Origin of the sequence: Lentzea sp. NPDC051213, assembly GCF_044455585.1 — a bacterium.
In the GTDB taxonomy this organism is placed as follows: domain Bacteria; phylum Actinomycetota; class Actinomycetes; order Mycobacteriales; family Pseudonocardiaceae; genus Lentzea.
In genome coordinates this window covers 234,032-254,496 of record NZ_JBITEX010000002.1, presented here as the reverse complement: position 1 = coordinate 254,496, position 20,465 = coordinate 234,032, and the positions used below count along the sequence as shown (strand labels likewise).

The 20,465-nt window shown below is 68.1% G+C and carries 19 protein-coding genes; 13 read left to right on the top strand and 6 right to left on the bottom strand.

Annotated elements, in window-relative coordinates; translation table 11 throughout:
- The first annotated feature begins 49 nt into the window (after positions 1–49).
- Both ACIA8G_RS07995 and ACIA8G_RS07990 read left to right on the top strand, forming a co-directional pair.
- Positions 50–589, top strand: a complete 540-nt coding sequence (locus ACIA8G_RS07995; RefSeq protein WP_396417602.1) for a TetR/AcrR family transcriptional regulator — start codon at positions 50–52, stop codon at positions 587–589.
- A 33-nt stretch (positions 590–622) separates the two neighbouring features.
- Positions 623–1,231 (top strand): alpha-ketoglutarate-dependent dioxygenase AlkB, encoded by a 609-nt coding sequence (locus ACIA8G_RS07990; RefSeq protein ID WP_396417601.1) that lies wholly within the window; start codon positions 623–625, stop codon positions 1,229–1,231.
- On the opposite strand, the gene ACIA8G_RS07985 is transcribed toward ACIA8G_RS07990, so the two are convergent.
- The 3 genes from ACIA8G_RS07985 to ACIA8G_RS07975 form a co-directional block, all read right to left on the bottom strand.
- Complete coding sequence (locus ACIA8G_RS07985; protein WP_396418669.1) at positions 1,197–1,769, bottom strand: TMEM175 family protein; 573 nt, start codon at positions 1,767–1,769, stop codon at positions 1,197–1,199. The genes ACIA8G_RS07990 and ACIA8G_RS07985 overlap by 35 nt on opposite strands.
- Before the next feature lie 44 nt (positions 1,770–1,813).
- Complete coding sequence (locus ACIA8G_RS07980; protein WP_396417600.1) at positions 1,814–3,442, bottom strand: PHP domain-containing protein; 1,629 nt, start codon at positions 3,440–3,442, stop codon at positions 1,814–1,816.
- A gap of 72 nt (positions 3,443–3,514) precedes the next feature.
- Positions 3,515–4,900 carry a PP2C family protein-serine/threonine phosphatase gene (locus tag ACIA8G_RS07975; protein ID WP_396417599.1) on the bottom strand — a complete coding sequence of 462 codons (1,386 nt, stop codon included), beginning with the start codon at positions 4,898–4,900 and terminating at the stop codon, positions 3,515–3,517.
- 215 nt (positions 4,901–5,115) lie between these two features.
- Between ACIA8G_RS07975 and ACIA8G_RS07970 the strand changes: the two genes are divergently transcribed.
- Entirely contained in the window at positions 5,116–9,210 is a 4,095-nt protein-coding gene (locus tag ACIA8G_RS07970; RefSeq protein ID WP_396417598.1) for a HAMP domain-containing protein, read from the top strand.
- A gap of 69 nt (positions 9,211–9,279) precedes the next feature.
- Here ACIA8G_RS07970 and ACIA8G_RS07965 read toward each other — a convergent pair whose 3' ends face one another.
- Positions 9,280–9,648: an STAS domain-containing protein gene (locus tag ACIA8G_RS07965; RefSeq protein WP_396417597.1), complete on the bottom strand. Its 369-nt coding sequence runs from the start codon at positions 9,646–9,648 to the stop codon at positions 9,280–9,282.
- A gap of 95 nt (positions 9,649–9,743) precedes the next feature.
- On the opposite strand from ACIA8G_RS07965, the gene ACIA8G_RS07960 reads away from it, so the two are divergent.
- Positions 9,744–10,139, top strand: a complete 396-nt coding sequence (locus ACIA8G_RS07960; RefSeq protein WP_396417596.1) for an ATP-binding protein — start codon at positions 9,744–9,746, stop codon at positions 10,137–10,139.
- 71 nt (positions 10,140–10,210) lie between these two features.
- On the top strand, positions 10,211–10,558 hold the full coding sequence (locus ACIA8G_RS07955) for an STAS domain-containing protein (protein WP_396417595.1): 348 nt from the start codon (positions 10,211–10,213) through the stop codon (positions 10,556–10,558).
- On the opposite strand, the gene ACIA8G_RS07950 is transcribed toward ACIA8G_RS07955, so the two are convergent.
- Complete coding sequence (locus ACIA8G_RS07950) at positions 10,547–11,431, bottom strand: Ppx/GppA phosphatase family protein (protein ID WP_396417594.1); 885 nt, start codon at positions 11,429–11,431, stop codon at positions 10,547–10,549. The genes ACIA8G_RS07955 and ACIA8G_RS07950 overlap by 12 nt on opposite strands.
- Positions 11,432–11,639: 208 nt before the next feature.
- On the opposite strand from ACIA8G_RS07950, the gene ACIA8G_RS07945 reads away from it, so the two are divergent.
- The 3 genes from ACIA8G_RS07945 (at position 11,640) to ACIA8G_RS07935 (ending at position 15,022) form a co-directional block, all read left to right on the top strand.
- Complete coding sequence (locus ACIA8G_RS07945; protein WP_396417593.1) at positions 11,640–12,521, top strand: alkaline phosphatase family protein; 882 nt, start codon at positions 11,640–11,642, stop codon at positions 12,519–12,521.
- 105 nt (positions 12,522–12,626) lie between these two features.
- On the top strand, positions 12,627–13,565 hold the full coding sequence (locus ACIA8G_RS07940; protein ID WP_396417592.1) for a GNAT family N-acetyltransferase: 939 nt from the start codon (positions 12,627–12,629) through the stop codon (positions 13,563–13,565).
- 251 nt (positions 13,566–13,816) lie between these two features.
- The gene (locus ACIA8G_RS07935; protein ID WP_396417591.1) at positions 13,817–15,022 is read left to right on the top strand and encodes a glycoside hydrolase family 88 protein; all 1,206 of its coding nucleotides are present in this window, start codon (positions 13,817–13,819) and stop codon (positions 15,020–15,022) included.
- Between the two features lie 80 nt (positions 15,023–15,102).
- Here ACIA8G_RS07935 and ACIA8G_RS07930 read toward each other — a convergent pair whose 3' ends face one another.
- Positions 15,103–15,654, bottom strand: a complete 552-nt coding sequence (locus tag ACIA8G_RS07930; RefSeq protein WP_396417590.1) for a hypothetical protein — start codon at positions 15,652–15,654, stop codon at positions 15,103–15,105.
- A 25-nt stretch (positions 15,655–15,679) separates the two neighbouring features.
- On the opposite strand from ACIA8G_RS07930, the gene ACIA8G_RS07925 reads away from it, so the two are divergent.
- From ACIA8G_RS07925 to ACIA8G_RS07905, 5 genes are all read left to right on the top strand, one after another.
- Positions 15,680–16,345, top strand: a complete 666-nt coding sequence (locus ACIA8G_RS07925) for a response regulator transcription factor (protein WP_396417589.1) — start codon at positions 15,680–15,682, stop codon at positions 16,343–16,345.
- Positions 16,342–17,622 (top strand): ATP-binding protein, encoded by a 1,281-nt coding sequence (locus tag ACIA8G_RS07920; RefSeq protein ID WP_396417588.1) that lies wholly within the window; start codon positions 16,342–16,344, stop codon positions 17,620–17,622. The genes ACIA8G_RS07925 and ACIA8G_RS07920 overlap by 4 nt, the downstream gene beginning before the upstream one ends.
- 437 nt (positions 17,623–18,059) lie before the next feature.
- Positions 18,060–18,683, top strand: coding sequence for a DUF4360 domain-containing protein (locus ACIA8G_RS07915; protein WP_396417587.1), 624 nt, complete (start codon positions 18,060–18,062; stop codon positions 18,681–18,683).
- Between the two features lie 201 nt (positions 18,684–18,884).
- The gene (locus ACIA8G_RS07910) at positions 18,885–19,394 is read left to right on the top strand and encodes an ATP-binding protein (protein WP_396417586.1); all 510 of its coding nucleotides are present in this window, start codon (positions 18,885–18,887) and stop codon (positions 19,392–19,394) included.
- Positions 19,395–19,794: 400 nt separating this feature from the next.
- Positions 19,795–20,424, top strand: coding sequence for a DUF4360 domain-containing protein (locus ACIA8G_RS07905; protein ID WP_396417585.1), 630 nt, complete (start codon positions 19,795–19,797; stop codon positions 20,422–20,424).
- The last annotated feature ends 41 nt before the right edge of the window (positions 20,425–20,465 follow it).

The window sequence follows — 20,465 nt, the reverse complement described above, 5'->3', positions numbered from 1 at the left end:
TGCTCTCCCCTTCTCTGGAGCGTTGCTCCAGAGCGGTACTCTAGCCCGCATGGCTGACCGAAGACAGTCCCTCCTCGACGCGGCGCTCGAGCTGGTCGAAGAAGGCGGCCTCGACGCCGTCACGATCGCAGCACTAACCGAGCGATCCGGCATGTCGAACGGCAGCATCTACCACCACTTCGGCAGCCGCGCGGGCGTGTTCGCACAGCTCTACGCCGACAGCTACGGCCGTTGCGTCGCGGCGATGCTGCCCGCCCTGGACTCCCGCCCGGCCCCTCTCGCCGTGCGCGACCTCGCGTTGAACTACCTCGACTGGGTCATGGCGAACCCCAGCCGCGCCCGTTTCCTGTACGCAGCGCCGGACCACGCCGACCCGTCGACCAAGCAGGCCGAGTTCGCCCCCGTGCTGGAGTGGTTCCTCGACCGCATGGCCACCGGCGAGCTGCGTTCCGTGCCGCCGTGGGCACTGGAACCGGTCGTGATGGGGCCGGCGCACGAGTCGGTGCGCCGGTTCCTGCTCGGGGTCTTCGATCTGGGTGAGGCCCGCTTGCTCATCGCGGACGCCGTGTGCGCCGTCCTCAAGCCCTAGCCGTAGAACACCTGTTCGATTATCCTGCGGTCCATGCGCCAGGGATCACTGTTCGACCTGGAGGCGGAGCCCGCACTGGCCCCGCTTGCCCCGCGCCGCACCGAGCTCGGCGACGGCGCGTGGATCGACGTCCAGCCGGCCTGGCTCGCCGGTGCCGACGCCCTGTTCGACGAGCTCGTCTCCGCGGTGCCGTGGCGGGCCGAGCGGCGCCAGATGTACGACAACGTGGTCGACGTGCCACGCCTGCTCTGCTTCTACTCCGGCGCGCTGCCGTTCGACGTGCTGACCACGGCCCGCTCGGCGCTGTCGGCGTACTACCTGCCCGAGCTGCGCGAGCCGTTCACCACCGCCGGGCTCTGCTACTACCGCGACGGGCGGGACAGCGTGGCGTGGCACGGCGACACGATCGGGCGGGGGCAGACCGAGGACACCATGGTCGCGATCCTCTCGGTCGGTGCGCCTCGGGCTTTGTTGCTGCGGCCTCGCGGGGGCGGGGAGACGCACAAGTACGCGTTGGGGCACGGGGATCTGCTAGTGATGGGTGGCTCGTGCCAGCGGACGTGGGAGCACGCCATCCCGAAGACTTCCAAGGTTGTGGGGCCGCGGATCAGCGTGCAGTTCCGCCCTCACGGGGTCCGATGAACCGCGAGATCACCTGCCCGAACAGCAACAACAGCAGGCCGTAGTAGTTGACCAGCGGCACCAGCAGCAGGGCGATCAACAACAAGACGGTCGGCGTGATCGAAGCCAAGACCATGCGCGGCGAGAGCTCGTCCTTGTGCGCCAGCAACGTCATCCCGGACAACAAGACGCTGCTGACCAGAATCGTGCCGACGTAGAAGAGCTGCGTGAACAGATCATCACCGAACGAGCCGACCAGCTCGGTCGGGAACGGCAGCACCACGATCGTCAGCACCCACAGCATGTTCAGCCCCATGAGCGGCCGGGTGTAGGCACGAACGTTCTCGAAGATCCGGTGATGCGTCATCCACAGCTGCGCGATCACCGCGAAGCTCAGCAGGAAACTCAGGATCTGCGGCCAGTGGTGGGAGATCAGCTCGGCCGGGCGGAGATCGCCAGGAACCGAGGCGATCTCCACCAGCGGCAGCACCAGCAGCGTGATCGCGATGGCGACCACGGCATCGGTGAAGAGGACCATGCGGTCGGGCTCGCGCTTCATGGACACCCGACCAGCATAGTCCTCAATGGACACATAAAGTGGAGTCAGATCACGTCCACGAACACCGGATTCGCGTAGAACCACAGGTCCGACCACGGCTCGGAGTTCCCGACCTCGTCGATCACCGGGTCACCAGACGAGGTGAGCTGGTTGCCGTCACTACCCCGCAGCCGCAGGTAGAACGACCGCTCGACGTTCTTGAAGGTGTGCGTGAACCGGATCTTGCCCCGGCGCGGCACCTCGAACGTCTTCGTCACCGACGTCTCCGGGGCCAGGAAGAGATCCCGGTCCGGAGAAGGACCGGTCACCGGACCGGAGATCAGGTCGACCTTGGTGAGCACGGGCACCGCGCCCGACCAGTTGGGGGCGGAAGCGCGGTCGATCTCGATCGTCACCTCGACGTCCCCGCCGCGGCGGATGAACGTCCGGCCGCCCAGCGTCACGCCGCGCAGGTCGTCGCGGGTGCGCACGCGCAGTTCCAGGCCGTCGATCAGCTTGCCGTGCACCGCGATCACCTTGCCGGACTGCAGGCCGCGCATGACGTCCACATAGGACTTCGAACGCGCTCCCACGACGGTCGCGCCGTACTGGCCGGGGAAGAAGTCGCTGTACGCGGTCTGTTTCACCCCGGAGTCGATCGGCGCGCCGCGGCTGCCGGTCTGGTGGTAGTCCTGGGTGCCGGGGGTCAGCGTGTCGTTGAAGACCTGGTGCACGTCCGAGTTCGACGTGACCCACCACGGCCTGCCCTCGGCGAGCATCGCGTCCCACAGGCCGCCGACGCGGGCGGTCATCCAGTCGAAGCCCCCGTGCGTGCGGTAGGACTCTTTCGGGTAGCCGGGCCACGAGTCGGCCAGCGGTTCGTTGAGGTCGTAGAAGCCGCGCGCACGGCCGGGGCCGCCCGCCGACTTCGCGATGCCCGCGGCCTGGTGACCGGGAGCGCCCTCCATGCCGACCGCGACGCCGGGCGCCGCGTCGCGCCAGCCGCGCAGCTCGTGCGGGCTGTCGAGGCCACGTCGCGCCGGGTGGTTCGCGAACATGAGTGCGATCTCGGTCCGTCCGGAGAGGACCTGCGCCTCCAGGTACCGCAGCGCGGCCAGCGCGAGCGGCTCGCCGTTGCCGGCGATGCGGCTGTCGTAGGCGAACTCGAAGGCTTTCAGGATGTCGGCGGTGTGCTTGCCGGGCGGCAGGAACACCGTGGCGTGCTCGGCGCTCGGGATGTTCCACTCGAGCCCCTGGTAGATCAGCACGTCGCGATGCACCTTGCGGGCGCGTTCGATGTCCGGCGTGACCAGGTCGACGGAGAACTTCTGGTGCGCGGGACCACCGTGGTCGGTGATGACGGCCCAGTCGAGGCCGAACTCGCGCCCCTTCCGGATGTGGTGCTCGATCTCGTAGAGGCCGTCGTCGGAGTACTGCGTGTGGATGTGGTGGTCGCCCGCGTACCAGCGCTCACCGCCGCCCCACGGGTTCACCGGGACGTGGGCTGCCGCCGTGCCGGTGCCGGCCACGACGGCGCCGACGGCACCGGCCGCGATGCCCAGGCCGGCGAGGAACTTGCGGCGCTCGACCGACGAGGGCCGGTCGTCCTCCGAGTCGAGCCAGCTGCCTTCGACCGGCTCTACCTCGTGGTGATGCGTGTGATCACCGTGGGAGTGATCGTGTGAGTGGGACATGCGCAAGATCTCAACCGGTCGATCTGTCCTGGCCAATGAACGGCCAGCGAACTCTTGTACCGGGAAATTCACTCACACGGCCTGAACGGCCAGCAGCGCGAGATCATCGTGGTCGTCGGTGTCCAGCCACTTGAGGACGGCGTCCTCACAACGCCGCGCGATGTCCTCTGCGGACAGACCCTTGCACTCCTGCAGCACGGCTCGCAGTCGCTGCTCGCCGAAGAGCTCGGAGCGGTCGTTGTGCGCGCGGGCCTCGGTGAAACCGTCGCTGTAGAGCACGAGCGTGTCGCCGGGCGTCAGCGTGATCTGCTCGCCGTGGAACCGGACATCGGACAGGATGCCGACGATCGCCCCTGGCGCGCTCACGTCCTGCACGCTTCCGTCGCCACGCAGCACGAGCGGCGCCGGGTGCCCGCCGGACGCCAGCGAGAGCCGCGCTCCCCCGGCCGCCAGCGGCACGAGCTCGCCCACGACGATCGTGGTGAAGAGCTTCGAGCCGGTCGCGCGCAGCGAGGTGTTCAGCAGGTGCAGCAGCCGCACCGGGTTCGTCTCGACGAGCGACAGCGCCTGCAACGACTGGCGCACCCGTCCACTGTGTACCGCGGCCTCCAGGCCGTGGCCGCAGACGTCGCCCAGCGCGAACGTCGCCGAGCCGTCCGTGCGCGGATGCACGTCGTAGAAGTCGCCGCCCACCAGCGTGCGCTGGTGCGCCGGGATGAACACCGAGGCCAGCGACACGCCCCGCACGTCGGGCAGCGGCAACGGCAGCAGCGCCGAGCGCAGCACGTCGATCATCCGCTGTTGCTCGGTCAGCCGGGACGCGGATTCCAGCGCCACGGCGGCGTGCTTGCCGAACAGCCGCACGCGCTCGACGTCGTTCGGCGCGAAGTCGCCCTGCCGCAGCACGACGAGCGCGCCACCGAGGCCCAGCGGCACCGCCAGCCCGCAGCCGAAGTCCTCCGGCACGCCCCAACTGCCTTCACCCAAAGAGGTGATCCTTGTGAGCGTCGAAGTGCCGGTCAGCACCTCGGTGAGCACCGAGGCACGCCGGGGTGTGCGGGCCGTCGTGGGTTCTCCGCCCCCGCAGCGCCACCACTCCAGGCGATCACGCGTGGCGGGCACGACGGCGACGCAGTGCTCCCCCAGCAGTTCCGAGGCGAGCTGCACGATGGTCTTCAGCGTCGCTTCCCGCGACGTGCCGCCGGCGAGCCGCAGGTGCGCGTGATCGAGTGCGGAGTCCGTGAAGTACCAGGCACTCCAGCCCTCGCCGATGTCGTGCTGACGGCCCGCGACGTGCACGTCGAAGCGCTCGCCGAGGCACAGCCGGGGGAACCGGTCGGCGGCCGCGGCGTTGCGCACGCGCACCACGCCGGCCGGGTCCACGACGAGAACGGCTTCGCGCAGCCCGTCCACCAGGCGCTGCCAGCCGTCCAGATCGATGCCCACGGCGCTGCTCATCCGCTGCCGCCCGGCCCGGAGTCGTGCCCGGTGTCCTGCGCATTCGGCCGGATCATCACGGCCTCCTGCGGGTCGTTGGAGTGCATCGCGGCATCAAGTTACCTCGCTCCCAACCTAACGTGGCAGGCTTGGCTGCGACCACCGAGGCACGGAGGCTTGGAGTGACCACGGCCAACGAAGAGACGGACGCGACCCTCGAAAGGGTTCTCTCGGCGATGAGAGACCTGCGTGACGGCAACTTCCGCCGCAGGCTGGTCGTGCCGGGGAACGGGGCCTTGTCGGCGCTCGCGGACGTGTTCAACGAGATCGCGGACCGCAACCAGTGGCTGGCCGGTGAGCTGGGCCGGGTGCGGCAGGCCGTCGGCCAGGAGGGCAGGCTGACCGAACGGGTGGCGCCCGCCGGTGCCGCCGGTGGCTGGTCGGTGATCGCGGATTCGGTGAACGGCCTGGTCGAGGACCTGATGCGGCCGACGTCGGAGCTCAGCCGGGTGCTCGCGGCCGTCGCCGAGGGCGACCTGACCAAGCGGATGTCGGACCAGACGCTGCGCGGTGAGTTCGCCACGCTCGGTTCGACGGTGAACGGCCTGGTCGACCAGCTCTCGAGCTTCGCCGACGAGGTCACCCGCGTGGCCCGCGAGGTCGGTACGGACGGCCGCCTGGGCGGTCAGGCGAAGGTCCCCGGCGTGGCCGGCACCTGGCGCGACCTGACCGACAACGTCAACTCGATGGCGAACAACCTGACCATCCAGGTCCGCAACATCGCCCAGGTCGCGACCGCGGTGGCGAACGGCGACCTGACCCAGAAGATCACGGTGGACGTCTCCGGCGAGATGCTGGAGCTGAAGAACACGCTGAACACGATGGTCGACCAGCTCTCGAGCTTCGCGGACGAGGTCACCCGTGTCGCCCGCGAGGTCGGCACCGACGGCAAGCTCGGCGGCCAGGCGAAGGTGCCCGGCGTCGGCGGCACCTGGCGCGACCTGACCGACAACGTGAACTACATGGCGGAGAACCTGACCACCCAGGTCCGCAACATCGCCCAGGTCACGACCGCGGTCGCGCTGGGCGACCTGACCCAGAAGATCACCGTCGACGCCCGTGGCGAGATCCTCGAGCTCAAGTCCACGATCAACACGATGGTCGACCAGCTCTCGAGCTTCGCCGACGAGGTCACGCGTGTCGCCCGCGAGGTCGGCTCGGACGGCCGGCTGGGCGGTCAGGCGCAGGTCCCCGGCGTCGCCGGCACGTGGCGCGACCTCACCGAGTCGGTGAACGTCATGGCGAACAACCTGACGACCCAGGTCCGCAACATCGCCCAGGTCACCACCGCCATCGCCCGCGGCGACCTGACCCAGAAGATCACCATCGACGCCCGCGGCGAGATCCTCGAACTCAAGACCACCATCAACACGATGGTCGACCAGCTCTCGAGCTTCGCCGACGAGGCGACGCGCGTCGCCCGCGAGGTCGGCACCGAGGGCCGGCTGGGCGGTCAGGCGACGGTGCCCGGCGTCGCCGGTACCTGGCGCGACCTGACCGACAACGTCAACTTCATGGCGAACAACCTGACCAACCAGGTCCGCAACATCGCGCACGTCGCCACGGCGGTCGCGAACGGCGACCTGTCGAAGAAGATCACCGTCGACGCGCGCGGCGAGATCCTCGAGCTGAAGTCCACTCTGAACACGATGGTCGACCAGCTGTCCTCGTTCGCCGAGGAGGTCACCCGTGTCGCCCGTGAGGTCGGTACGGACGGCCGCCTGGGCGGTCAGGCCCGCGTGCAGGGCGTCGCCGGTACCTGGAAGGACCTCACCGACAACGTCAACCTGATGGCGGACAACCTGACCAACCAGGTCCGCAACATCGCCGCCGTCGCCACCGCGGTCGCGAACGGCGACCTCTCGAAGAAGATCACCGTCGACGCGTCCGGTGAGGTCGCGGCCCTCGCCGAGACCCTCAACGGCATGGTCGACACGCTCCGCGCGTTCGGCGACGAGGTCACGCGTGTCGCCCGCGAGGTCGGCACCGAGGGCATCCTCGGTGGTCAGGCGCGGGTGTCCGGCGTGGCCGGCACCTGGAAGGACCTCACCGACTCGGTGAACTTCATGGCGGACAACCTGACCAACCAGGTCCGCAACATCGCCCAGGTCACCACCGCGGTGGCGCAGGGCGACCTGTCGAAGAAGATCGACGTCTCGGCCCGCGGCGAGATCCTCGAGCTCAAGACCACGATCAACACGATGGTCGACCAGCTCAGCTCGTTCGCCGACGAGGTCACGCGTGTCGCCCGCGAGGTCGGCACCGAGGGCAAGCTCGGCGGCCAGGCCGAGGTCGACGGCGTCGCCGGCACCTGGTCGAAGCTGACCGACAACGTGAACCAGCTGGCGTCGAACCTCACCACCCAGGTCCGCGCGATCGCCGCGGTCGTCACCTCCGTGGCCGCGGGCGACCTGACCAGGCAGATCACCGTCGCCGCGAAGGGCGAGCTCGCCGAGCTCAAGAACAACGTCAACCAGATGATCGCGAACCTGAAGGAAACGACCCGCGCCAACCGCGAGCAGTACTGGCTCAAGACCAACCTGGCCCGCCTGTCCGGTCTGATGCAGGGCCACCGCGATCTGCGCGCCCTGGCCTCGTTGATCATGAGCGAGCTGACGCCGCTGGTCAGCGCCCATCACGGCGCGTTCTTCCAGATCCAGGAGGACGACGACACCAAGCAGACCCTGGAGCTCACGGCCTCCTACGGGTTCCGCCTGGACGCCGCCCGCGCGACCAAGGTGGCGCTCGGCGAGACGCTCGTCGGCCAGTCCGCGCTGGAGAAGAAGACGATCCTGGTCACGAAGGTCCCCGGCGACTACCTGACCGTGTCCTCGGCGCTGGGCGAGGCCGCGCCGGTCAACCTGGTGATCCTGCCGATCCTGTTCCAGGGCGAGACCCTGGGCGTGATCGAGCTGGCGTCGCTGAACGAGTTCACCGACGTCCACCTCGACCTGCTGGACCAGCTCAAAGAGGCCATCGGCGTCAACGTGAACACGATGCTCGCCAACTCGCGCACGGACGCGCTGCTGGTCGAGTCGCAGCGCCTGACCACCGAGCTGCGCGCCGGTTCCGAGGAACTCGAGGACCGCGCCCGCCAGCTGCAGACGGCCTCGAAGTACAAGTCCGAGTTCATGGCGAACATGTCGCACGAGCTGCGCACGCCGCTGAACTCGTTGCTGATCCTGGCCAAGCTGCTCGCCGACAACCTCGACGGCAACCTCAACGCCAAGCAGGTCGAGTTCGCCCGCACGATCCACTCGTCCGGCTCCGACCTGCTGCAGCTCATCAACGACATCCTCGACCTCACCAAGGTCGAGGCCGGCCACATGACGCTGCACGAGGACCCGGTCCGCCTCGACGAGCTGGTCCGCTACGTCGAGACCCTGTGCCTGCCGCTGACCGCGGAGAAGAACCTCGAGTTCTCCGTCCGCGTCGACCCGACCGTGCCGGAAACGCTGCGCACCGACGAGCACCGCCTGCAGCAGATCCTGCGCAACCTGCTGTCCAACGCCGTGAAGTTCACCCACGACGGCGGCATCCGCCTGCACGTGCGGATGGACGACCCGTCCACGGTGGCGTTCGACGTGCACGACACCGGTATCGGCATCCCGGCCGAGAAACTCGCCGTCATCTTCGAGGCGTTCCAGCAGGCGGACGGCACCACGTCCCGCAAGTACGGCGGCACGGGCCTGGGCCTGTCCATCAGCCGTGAGCTGGCCCAACTGCTCAACGGCGCCCTGCGAGTCCGCTCCGAGCCGGGCATCGGCTCGACGTTCACGCTCTGCCTGCCGCTGGTCAAGGAGGTCACGGACGCCGTCGTGGTGCCGGAGCCGATCCCGATCGTCACCCCGGCGCCCGTCCTGGCCGGGTCCGGCGCCATCCGCTTCCACGGCGAGAAGGTGCTGGTCGTCGACGACGACCTGCGCAACGTGTTCGCCCTGACGAGCGTGCTGGAGCTGCACGGCCTGGAGGCGATCTTCGCCGACAACGGCATCACGGGCGTGCGAGCGCTGGAGCAGTACGACGACGTGGCCATCGTCCTGATGGACATCATGATGCCGGAGCTGGACGGCAACGCCACGATCTCCGCCATCCGCGCGATGGAGCGCTACGCGGACCTGCCGGTGATCGCCGTGACCGCCAAGGCGATGAAGGGCGACCGCGAGAAGTCACTGGCGTCCGGCGCGACCGACTACGTGACCAAGCCGGTGGACACCGAGCACCTGATCAGGCTGATCGCCTACTACCTGGGCGTGTCCGCCGAAGCCTGACGCTGAACGCACGCGGGGACCTTTCGTACGCATCTGGTGTACGAAAGGTCCCCGCGTGCATTGCAACGGCTAATGGGGCGTGTCTGCCCCGGCCTGCACGGCCTCGTCGACCGTCCTGTGCAGACTGAGCACCGAAGCCACGTCCGCCAGCTCGAACAACCGCTGCACCGGCGCCTGCGTGCCCGCGATCCGCAACTGCCCACCGGCCTCCGCCAGCCGCCGGTGCCAGTCCAGCACCAGCGCCAGGCCGGTGGAGTCCATGAACTGCAGCCCCGACAGGTCCAGCACGGCCTGCTTGCCCGTCACGTCCGCGTCAAGCCGTGCGGACAACACGGGGACGGTGTCGATGTCCAGCTCACCGGTGACGGCGAGCACACGCCATCCCCGCTGGACCTCGCTGCCGACGTTGAGCTCCATCGTCGCCGTTCCTTCCGCCACGCCCGACTCGTGCGACCCAAATCGTGCAGCACGGCGTCGAACCATGCGACCACCGGGGGGCTGAAAGATCCGAACGACCCGCCCGATGTGCGACGATGCGCCTTGTGTTGAACGACCCACTGGCAGAGGTGCGGGTGACGCTGACCGCTGAAGGCGGGTCGTGCGCTCGTGCACGTCAGGTGGTGCGTGACGCCGCTGCCTCGTGGGGGTTGTCCGAGGATCTCGCCGACGACGCGCAGCTCGTCGTGACCGAGCTCGTGTCGAACGGGATCGACCACGGTGAGGGACCGATCACACTCACCGTGAGCAGGAAGTCGGACGGCATGCTCGTCGAGGTGCACGACGAGTCGTCGAAGCAGCCTCAGCTCAGACCGGTCGACCCGAGCTCGGCCCGTGGCCGGGGAATGCAGCTGGTCCAGGCGTTGAGCGTGCGCTGGGGCACGACACTGCACGACCCCGGCAAAGTGGTGTGGGCCGAGCTGACGTCCTGACCTCCCGAAACCACGCTCGGGTTGTGAGCGTCACCGGACGACGCGTACGGTCGGCCCGGACGGGAGTCCACATGAACCAGCTTCGACAGCGAACGACCTATGTCCAGTCCATCCCGATCGTCGCCATCACCGGTGAGATCGACATGGTGTCCTCCGCGCCGGTGAGCAGCAGACTTGCCGAGCTGCTCGACCGCAATCCGCCCGCACTGGTCGTCGACCTGCGAGAGGTGCGGTTCTTCGGATCCGACGGGATCCGGGCGCTCGTGGAGACCAAGGCCCAGGCCGATGAGCTCGGCATCAAGTTCGGCGTCGTCAGCGACTCGAGAGTCGTGTTGCGTCCCCTGGAAATGACCGCCGTCGACCAGCTGCTGCACCTCTTCGCGGACGTCGACGACGCGGTGACGGCCCTAGGCGGCTGACTCGCGCCGGCCGCGCGAGCGTTCCACCAGATCCAGCAGCAGACCTTCCTTGGTGGACCACGGCGAGATGTCCACGACGTCGTGTCCGGTGACGCGCATCAGCGCCTCGGCCACCACCGCGCCCGCCAGCGACTGCCGGGCCCGGTGCCGGGAGATCCCCGGCAGCGCGGCACGTTCCCGCACCGACAGCTTCGCCAGGCGCGGGATCCACTTCTCCAGGTCCTTGGCTCTCAGCTGCCGCGGCGCGTGCGCGCCGGCGCGTGCTCCGGCCAGGCGGGCGAGTTGTTCGAACACCTTGGAACAGCCGATCGCGCGATCAGCCTCATCGCGCGGGAACACCTCGGCGATCCGGTCCAGGACCTCCGCGCGCATGTCCTGCACGCTCAGCCCGGATCGCGTCAAAGTCCTTGCCCCCAAAGGCAATGACACCACGAGCTCCGGCTCGGTCCCCGAACCCGCCGCGAGCTCCACGGTGCCGCCGCCGACGTCCAGCACGACCATCTCGCCGGCACCGAAGCCGAACCAGTGCCGTGCCGCCGTGTACGAGTAGCGCGCTTCTTCCTTGCCGGACAACACTTTCAGCTCGACGCCGGTGCGTCTCTTGACCTTGCGCATCACTTCGTCGACGTTCGCGCTGTCGCGCACCGAAGAAGTCGCGAACGGCAGGAAGGGCACGTCGCCCGCCTTCTTCCGCGCCGCCAGCACGGCCGAGCACAACGACTCGATCCCGTCCCGGCTGATGACTCCCTCGGAGTCGAGCTCCCGGTCCAGCCGCAGCCGGACCTTGTGCGACACCAGCGGACGCGTCAGATCTCGTTCCACGACCACCAGGTGTGCGCTGAAGCACCCGACGTCCAGAACACCGACCGACATCCGCCACCTTCCTTCTACCAAGTACTCTTTACCTCATCATCGCCTGTCATTGCCGCACAATTAGCATGCGAACGGCCAATCTCACCCTGATGAGATGCGTTACAGTGCCCCGATGTCACTGGCAGAGGTACCTGCACGGCTCGAAGATGCCCTGAAAGCAGCAAGCCGGGGTGTAATCGTCTTGGCCGTAGACGGTCTCTCTTCAGATGTGGCCAAACAATCCTGGCTGTCCGCCTCCATTTCCACGCTTTCCTCGACGGTGCCGTCCACGTCCGCGACGGCCTGGCTGACCGCGCTGACCGGCATGCCGGTCGATGTCCACCGCGTGCCGGGAACGGTGTACCGCAACGGTTCCGGCCTCGTTCATGCCATCAACGGCACGCCCGCGATCCCGAACCTGCCGACCGTCCTGGAACGGCACGGCGCCACCGCGCTGGGCCGGGAGCTCGACCTGATGGAAGGCACCTGGGCTCAGGCTCTGCTGCGTGGGTGCAATCGGATACCCGCGCCCGCAAGCCACAAACTCGCCGCCCAGGCGGAAGACCCTCCGCTGCTCGTCGCGAACGTCGTGGCCGACCTGGACAAGGTGCTGCCGGACCACGACTTCCTGTGGACCTACGTCAACATCGACGACCACGTGCACGGGCACGGCTACGACGAATCGGTGCACGAGGCCATGCTGCGTCTGGACGCACACGCTTCCCGTTGGGCCGCACAGGGTTGGACCGTCGTCGCGCACTCCGACCACGGCCAGGTGCCGGTCGACCCCGATCCGGACCTCGTCGAGGGCTGGGACGCGATCGTGCGCGAGGAGTGCGTGATCCCGTCGGGCGGTGCGGGCCGGATGCGGTGGCTCTACCCGAAGCCGGACCGGCTGGAGGCCGTTTTCGACCGCGTGGCAACGACTCTGGGCGCCGCGGCGACCGTGCACCACGCCACCGATCTGGGTCTGCCGCAGCCGGAGGCCGGTCCGGTCGTCGCCGTGGCGGCCTCGCCGACGTTCCCGGTGCCGGATCCGTCCGCGCGCTACGAGCACGGTGGCCTGAGCCGCGACGAGCTCGACGTCCCCTTCGCGGTCTGGCGCAACTGACATACCAACAGGTCGTACAGTGTGTGGGTGGCCCACCCCGCGTCGGCGTTGCGTGTCGAGTTTTCCCGCTCCATAAGGGAAATCAATGCTGCCGATTGGGATGAGGTGGTCCGCAGCAGCGGCGCGCCGGTGTTCTACGAACACGCGTACGTGAGCGCGTACGAGCAGGCGCCGCTGACGGACGTCGACTCGTTCGCGTATTTCGTGGTGCGCCAAGGAGACCGGCCGGTCGCGGTGGCGCCCGCGTACCTCCAGTCGGCGGCGGATCCGTTGCGCCGCCTGCACGGCGCCTATCCCGAGGCACGCGACCAACCGGCCCTGCTCAGCCACGCCTGGCACTGCTACGACGCGCACGTACCGGCCACGGTCAGCGTCCTGCCGAGACTGCTGGACGCGATGATCCGCACGGCGTCGATCTTCGGCGCGCGCTGGTGCGGGTTCGTGAACGTCCAGCGCGGCAGCGCTCTTTCCAAGGAGCTGCGGGCGAACGGCCTGCCCGCGCGGCACCTGACCGACAGATGGGCGGCCGACCTCACCGCAGCGCAGTCCTACGACCACTACCTCGCCCGGCTGAGCCAGCGAGCGCGAGCGAACCTGCGCCGCACCGAGCGAAGATCCAATGAAGCGGGCGTCACGACCGAGGTCCTGCCGGTCGAGCACGCGGCACTCGACGAGATCACGCTGCTGTGCACCAAGACGGCGATCCGCTTCGACAACAACGGTTTCTACCCCGCGAGCACCTTCACGAGGTTCGTCAGGGCGCTGGGCGACCTCGCGCACGTGATCGAGGTGCGCCAGCACGGCAGACTGGTCGCGGTCGGCATCTGCCTCACCGATGCCACCCGCTTCCACACCTGGACCTGCGGCGTGGACTACGCGGTCGACGGGAACTACAGCCCGTACGGCGTGCTGTTCGCCGAGTCGATCAAGCTCGCGATCAGCCTGCGCAAGCCCGTTCTCGAAGGCGGCCGGAGCAACGCGGCCTTCAAACGGCGGCACGGCCTGAGCCCCCGCCCTCTCGACGCCGTGCTGATCCGGACCTGATCCGGCATTCGAATTGTTCACCCTTGTGAATTCCCGGCTCTTACAACGTGGTAATCCAGGTTGTTCATATATCTGACCCGCCGGCAACGCGCTCGCGACGGCGATCGGCGCAGGTCAAGCCTGCAATCGGCGGTAAGAATCGCCTTTTCACACCGGCAATACCGCGAATTGCTGCGCGGGCTTGTCAGACGTTCATCCGATCTGGCAGGGTGACGCCGGGCGCAAGGACATGAAAGGGACTGGACGGTCTCGTGAATCTGTCTCGACGCACCCTTCTGGCGTCTGCCGCGGCCACCCCTCTGCTCACCGGAGCCGGGGTCGCGCTCGGCGCGGGAGAGGCCGCTGCCTCCCCCGCCAAGCTCCGCGGCGCGCTCGACTACGGTCTCGCCAAGCTGAAGGCGGTCGCACCGGGCATCACGTCGTTCCCGGAGATCACCCGGTTCGAGAAGTGGACCTACGTCGCCGACGGCGGCTGGATCGGCGGTTTCTGGCCCGGCACGCTGTGGCTCGCGCACCTCGACAGCGGCGACGCCCAGTTCCGCGCGCTGGCCGAGGCCGCGAACGACAGGCTGGCGCCGCGCCGGCTGGAGCCCCGCGACCACGACCTGGGATTCCTCTTCTACCCGTCCTGGGTAACCGCTTACCGGCTCACCGGCGACACCAAGTGGCGTGACGGCGCGATCGACGCCGCCAACACGTTGATCCAGCGCTGGAACCCGGTCGGCAAGTACATCCGCGCGTGGGGCAGGCTCGGCACCCCCGGCAACGCGGGCCGGGTCATCATCGACACGATGATGAACCTGGACCTGCTCGCGTTCGCCACCGAGCAGACCGGCGACCGCAAGTTCATCGACATCGCGATCGCCCACGCCAGAACCACTCAGACGCACTTCGTGCGCGCGGACGGCTCGACCCCGCACGTGTTCGACTTCAACCCGGACACCGGCGCGGCGATCGGCCAGAACACCGTGCAGGGCTACAGCCCGACCTCGTGCTGGGCACGCGGCCAGTCGTGGGGCATCTACGGCTTCACGACGATGTACCGCCGCACCGGTCTGCGCGAGTTCCGCGACACCGCCCGCAAGATGGCGGACTTCGCGCTGAGCGCCCTCACGCCGGACAACGTGCCGGTGTGGGACTACCGCTCCCCGTTGGGCGCCAACGACATCAAGGACTCGTCGGCGGGTGCGATCCTCGCCTGCGGTCTGCTCGACCTGGCCAAGGCCACCGGCTCCGACCGCTACCGCGAGCGGGCGCTGAAGATCCTCGACGGCCTCACCGGCACGTGCCTCACCACGAAGTCCACCCGCGCCGAGGCGATCATGGCGCGGGGCACCCGCAACCGGCCGTCCGAGGACGGCGTCGAGATCTCTCTGCCGTACGGCGACTACTACCTGATCGAGGCGATCCTGCGGGTGCTCAAGCCCGCGCAGATCGCCAAGGCCATCGGCCTGTAACTCTGCTTCCGAAGTGCACGCGGGGAGCTTTCGTACACTCTGAGCGCACGAAGGCGCCCCGCGTGCGCCAGCAGCAGACGCTACTTCTCGATCACGCGCGCCGTGGGGCCGTTGTTCCAGGTGGCTTCCAGCCTGGACAACCGCCCCTCGGCGTTGCGGAAGTTCACCACCAACGGCCCGCCGGGCTGCTCCACGGCCACCGACCACCCGTCCGCGGGTGTGGCCGACAACGCCTCCACCCCCGTTGGGCGGTACCGCGCGACCACATCGCCACCTCGCAGGTGGAAGGCGTGCACGTAGGACCCGTCCGCCTGCCATTCCCCCTCCGGAAGTTGAGCCGAGGTGGGACGCGCATCCGTACTACTGGGAGGAGCCGGAACAGACGAGCTGACCGCAGGAGGCTTGGTGGACGAGGGCGTAGCAGACGGCACGCTGGCAGTGGTGGTGGTCGTCGGCACGGGAACGGTGAGCGACGTCATCGTCGGCATCGGCAGAACACCCGCTCCCAGGGTGGCGTCGACCGCGGCCACGGGTGCCGGTTGCATCGCCGAGCGGATGCCGAACCACGACAGTCCTACGGCGACCGCGGTCACCACCGCCCAGGCGACCAGGTATCCGATGGACCGTCTCACTGCGACTACCCTTCCGTAGCGGCTCATGGCATCAGTGCTGCTCGTCGAAGACGACCCGGTGGTGCGAGCGGCGATCACGCGCGCTCTCACCGGCCAGGGCCACATCGTGCACGGTGTCGCGCTCGCGATCGAGGCTTTGCGCGAAGTCACCGCCAACAACTACGACGTCGTGGTGCTCGACCTCGGGCTTCCCGATCTCGACGGCGGGGACGCGCTGCGGATGATCCGGGGCGTCACGAACACACCCGTGGTGATCGCGACCGCCCGCGACAACGAGGCGGAGATCATCCGCCTGCTCAACGCGGGCGCGGACGACTACCTCGTCAAACCCTTCTCCAGCGAGCACCTCGGCGCCCGCGTGCAGGCCGTGCTCCGGCGCGCGAGAGACAGCAAGCAACTCGTCATCGGTGGCCTGGAGGTCGACCTGGACCACCGCAGGGCCACTGTGGACGGCCAGGAGCTCTCGTTGACGCACAAGGAGTTCGAACTGCTCGCCTACCTGGCCGCACGGCAGGGCGAGGTGGTGCCGCGCGCCGAGATCCTGGCCAACCTGTGGCCGTCGACCCGCGAGGACCAGACGCTGGACGTGCACCTGTCGTGGCTGCGCCGCAAGCTCGGCGAACGGGCCGCGCAGCCGCGCTACCTGCACACGGTGCGAGGGGTCGGCGTGCGTCTGGTCGCACCGAGATGAGGCGGTCACTGGTGCTGGTCGCTCTCGCGGCGACCAGCATGGTGGCGCTGGCGTTCCTCATCCCGCTCGCGATCGTGGTCAAGAACGCCGCCTACGACCGCGCGCTCAACGAGGCCGAGAAGCAGGCCAACGCGCTCACGCCGGCGCTCGTGATCACCACGAAGGCGCAGGAGATCCGCCAGGCCATCAGGAGCACCCGCTACGGCGGTCAGCAACGGCTCGCCGTGCACATCAGCACACCGGCCGGCACCTACGGCACCTCGCACATCAACGCGGCCAACCTGGACGAGGCGCGGAAGCTGGCGACGGCGTCCACGATCGAACGGCCGGACGGCGTCGCGTACCTGCAGCCGCTGGCCACCAGCGCCAACGGGATCGCGATCATCGAGGCGTTCGTCCCGCACGAGCAGCTCACCCACGGCGTCATCGGCACGTGGTGGGCACTGGCGGGGGTCGCGATCGGGCTCGTCGCCGGCTCGGTGTTCGTCGCGGACCGGCTCGGCGCACGGGCCGTCAAAGCCGCCTGGGCGTTGTCCGACGGCGCGCGCAGAATGGGCCAGGGCGACCTGTCCGTCCGGGTGCCGACCAAGGGCCCGCCGGAGTTCGCGGAGGTCGGCAAGGCGTTCAACACCATGGCCGAACGCGTCCGGCACCTGCTCGCCGCCGAGCGAGAGGTGGTCGCCGATCTCTCGCACCGTCTCAGAACGCCCCTCACCGCGCTGCTGCTGGACGCGGACACCCTCGGGCAGGGCAGCGGCGCGGATCGCATCCGTCAGGCCGTGCAGGGGCTTGAGAGAGAAGTCGACGAAATCATCAAAGCGGCCCGCTCCGGTCTCGAGCCCGACAACACCGGCGTCGACGCGGCGAGCGTCGTCCTGGACCGGCTGGTGTTCTGGTCGGCGCTCGCCGACGACCAGGACCGGCCGTGGACGATCCGCGGCGCCGACAAGCCCGCGCACGTGCCGCTCGCCCGCACCGACCTCACCGCCGCGCTGGACGCGTTGCTCGGCAACGTTTTCCGGTACACGCCCGAGGGCACGCGCTTCGCCGTGACGCTGGTGCACCAGGCCGATCTGGTGGCGCTCGTCGTCGAGGACGGCGGGCCGGGCATCGCGGACGCCGAACGCGCGCTGCGACGCGGCGCCAGCGGTGGTGGATCCACCGGTCTGGGGCTCGACATCGCCCGGCGCGCCGCGGAAAGCACGGGTGGTTCTCTCCACGTCGACCGCGGGCCGCTGGGGGGCGCACGCGTGCAATTGAGGCTCCGGAGGCTCTAGGGCCCGGAAGGAGAAGGGCCGGAAGTAAGAACACCGCCGGCGGCGTGCGGACCGTGGGACGGGTCCGCCGCCGCCGGCGGGCACCGGCCGGCTGCGCTGGCACCGCTGCCGCACCGCCGGGTTCCGAGCAGGAGGGTGGAACCCGACGAGCAGTGCGCGCTTGCCTTCCCACACCGGTGTAAGAGGTGGATCAGCCGGGGCTCTCGGCGCCTGGTGTGGGGACCGGCGTATTCAGGTGGTCAATTGATCACTTCGATGATCTCTTCGGTGATCTGACACGAAGTTAGCCGACCCCACGCGGTCGCCAATCCACCGTTCAGCCGATTAATCCGTTTTAAATATATTTAAGTTCGCCCGGTCGGCTCTCCGCGCCTTAAGTCTATTTAAGATAACGTCCCTGTCACGCCGCCATCATCCCCCGAAATGAAAGGCGCCTCATGCTCAGTGCGATGGCAGCTACGGGTTTGGCACTCTCTCTCCTCGTCGCCCCGGAGGCGCCGGGTACCGCCGATGTGGTTCCTCCCGGCAAAATCACGGTCGACGTCGTCACGGTGAACGGTTCCGGCTGCCCCGCCGGAACGGCCGCGGTCGCGGTCTCGGACGACAACACCGCATTCACGGTCACCTACAGCGACTACACCGCGCAGGCCGGAGCCGGTTCGACACCGACGCAGTTCCGCAAGAACTGCCAGTTGAACCTGCGCGTGCACTACCCGCAGGGCTTCACCTTCGGGATCGCGAAGGCCGACTACCGCGGGTTCGCGCACTTACCCAGAGGAGCGCGCGGCATGCAACGCGCCAGCTACTACTTCTCGGGTCAGTCCTCGACGACCACGAGCACGCACAACATCCCCGGCCCCAAGAGCGACAACTGGCAGTTCACCGACCAGACCGACGTAGCGGAGATCGTCTTCGCGCCCTGCGGGATGGTGCGCCACCTCAACGTCAACACCGAGGTGCGCGCGTTCTCGAACCCGACGAACCAGGCGTCCTTCGTGTCCATGGACTCGACCGACGGCAGCGTCAACACCCGCTACCAGTTCGCCTGGAAGCGATGCTGAGGCGAAGTTGATCACGGAGTGCACCCGGCGTTCTACTCACAGTGAGCGCCGGGGCCTCTGGGCGTGACCCGGACGTGACTTTTGACGGGTGAGTCAACCAGGCCATTGCTTCCCGCGTATACCCATGTAGATTCCCGCACACCGCGACGGCCATTCGGGTGACTGTCGCTGGATCGCGCGCCGCACGCGAACGGAGGCAGCATGCAGGTGAACGCCCAGACCGCCCAGGTCGATGACCTGACACTCATCGCGCTTCCCACAGCGGTGAACTGCGCGGATCTGTTCGTCCGGTTCACCCTGGGCGAGTGGCGCCTGCGCAACATGGTTGATGACTGCTCCGCCGTCGCTTGCGCGCTGGTCGAGGCAGCCATCGAATCCGCTGATCCCAAGACCAGCCGGCTCATCACGCTGCGACTGCGACTCAGCGGCGACTACCTCGTCGTCGAGCTCGAGGCCGCCAGGTTCACGATGCCGCCCACCTCCCCAGACCTGCGCACCGGCGAGCTTCAGCTCGGTGGCGGCGTGAAGCTCATCTGGTGCGAACTCCAGCTGCCGACCGGCGTGAACGCCAACGCCGTGCCGCTGCCCAGGCGCGAAAAGCGCCGCTCCCCCGCGGCCGAGGCCCTGGGCGACGAGCCGGACGTCGATCCCGAGCTCATCCAGCGCATCCTCTTCGGGCTCGGCGGCTCGATGGGCAACGGCCAGCGGTAACCGCTTCCTCCCCAGTTTCACCCACAAGGGCGCATCCATCGGTGGATGCGCCCTTGCCGGGTCTGCGGGTTCACATGTGTGGACACTTCACGAATTGAGTTCCGGTACCCAGACAGCCATTACTCCGTTCGAGGCCTGTTACATTCGGGGCAACGCCAGGAGCTTCAGGTTCCTGAATCGCGTTCTGGCAGTACGGGTGGCAATTACCCGACAGCCGTCCGGACTCGGCCATTAGTGCAGTGACCGATCGACCACTAAAGGTCACAAATAGTCGGTTCGCATTGACCGGAGCTAACGCAGCGCAATGTTGCTCTGGTTGGCGGACGTTCGTTAACACCCTTTCCGATACGGTCTCGTACCACGCCGCCCGACATGTCCTGCACATTCGGAAAGGTGTCCCATGATTAGCACGTTGGCTGCGGCCGGCTTGGCTCTGTCCACCATCGTCATTCCCCCGGTCGCGGATCCGCCCCCGACGGGCCAGATCACCATCGACGTCGTCACGGTCAACGGCTCCGGCTGTCGCCTCGGCACGGCCGCCATCGCCGTCTCCCCGGACAACAAGGCTTTCACGGTCACCTACAGCGACTACATGGCCCAGGTCGGCCCGGCCTCGAGGCCGACCGATTTCCGGAAGAACTGCCAGCTGAACCTCAGGGTCAACGTGCCGGGCGGATTCACCTACGGCATCGCCCAAGCCGATTACAGAGGCTTCGCCCACCTGGAAAGGGGTGCGAAGGGTACGCAGAAGGCGAGCTACTACTTCCAGGGAATGTCGGACAACGACCAGCGGTCGAAGACCTGGAACGGCGCGCTGAGCGACGACTGGCAGGTGACGCACAAGACCGACGTCGCCTCCATCGTCTACCACCCCTGCGGCGCGAAGCGGAACTTCAACATCAACACCGAGCTGCGCGTGGACAAGGGCACCTCTGACCCGGCGAAGACGAGCTTCATGGCGATGGACTCGACGGACGGCTCCATCGAGACCATCTACCACTTCGCGTGGAAGAAGTGCCCGAAGATGTAGCCAGAACCGTTGCACGGCAAGCAGAAGGCCGGAGCCTCGGG

Coding starts and splice junctions, on each gene's coding strand:
- ACIA8G_RS07960 (WP_396417596.1), top strand. CDS start 9,744: ATGCGCCTTGTGTTGAACGACCCACTGGCAGAGGTGCGGGTGACGCTG.
- ACIA8G_RS07995 (WP_396417602.1), top strand. CDS start 50: ATGGCTGACCGAAGACAGTCCCTCCTCGACGCGGCGCTCGAGCTGGTC.
- ACIA8G_RS07975 (WP_396417599.1), bottom strand. CDS start 4,900: ATGAGCAGCGCCGTGGGCATCGATCTGGACGGCTGGCAGCGCCTGGTG.
- ACIA8G_RS07970 (WP_396417598.1), top strand. CDS start 5,116: ATGAGAGACCTGCGTGACGGCAACTTCCGCCGCAGGCTGGTCGTGCCG.
- ACIA8G_RS07910 (WP_396417586.1), top strand. CDS start 18,885: ATGCAGGTGAACGCCCAGACCGCCCAGGTCGATGACCTGACACTCATC.
- ACIA8G_RS07955 (WP_396417595.1), top strand. CDS start 10,211: ATGAACCAGCTTCGACAGCGAACGACCTATGTCCAGTCCATCCCGATC.
- ACIA8G_RS07950 (WP_396417594.1), bottom strand. CDS start 11,431: ATGTCGGTCGGTGTTCTGGACGTCGGGTGCTTCAGCGCACACCTGGTG.
- ACIA8G_RS07980 (WP_396417600.1), bottom strand. CDS start 3,442: ATGTCCCACTCACACGATCACTCCCACGGTGATCACACGCATCACCAC.
- ACIA8G_RS07915 (WP_396417587.1), top strand. CDS start 18,060: ATGCTCAGTGCGATGGCAGCTACGGGTTTGGCACTCTCTCTCCTCGTC.
- ACIA8G_RS07920 (WP_396417588.1), top strand. CDS start 16,342: ATGAGGCGGTCACTGGTGCTGGTCGCTCTCGCGGCGACCAGCATGGTG.
- ACIA8G_RS07925 (WP_396417589.1), top strand. CDS start 15,680: ATGGCATCAGTGCTGCTCGTCGAAGACGACCCGGTGGTGCGAGCGGCG.
- ACIA8G_RS07990 (WP_396417601.1), top strand. CDS start 623: ATGCGCCAGGGATCACTGTTCGACCTGGAGGCGGAGCCCGCACTGGCC.
- ACIA8G_RS07985 (WP_396418669.1), bottom strand. CDS start 1,769: ATGAAGCGCGAGCCCGACCGCATGGTCCTCTTCACCGATGCCGTGGTC.
- ACIA8G_RS07905 (WP_396417585.1), top strand. CDS start 19,795: ATGATTAGCACGTTGGCTGCGGCCGGCTTGGCTCTGTCCACCATCGTC.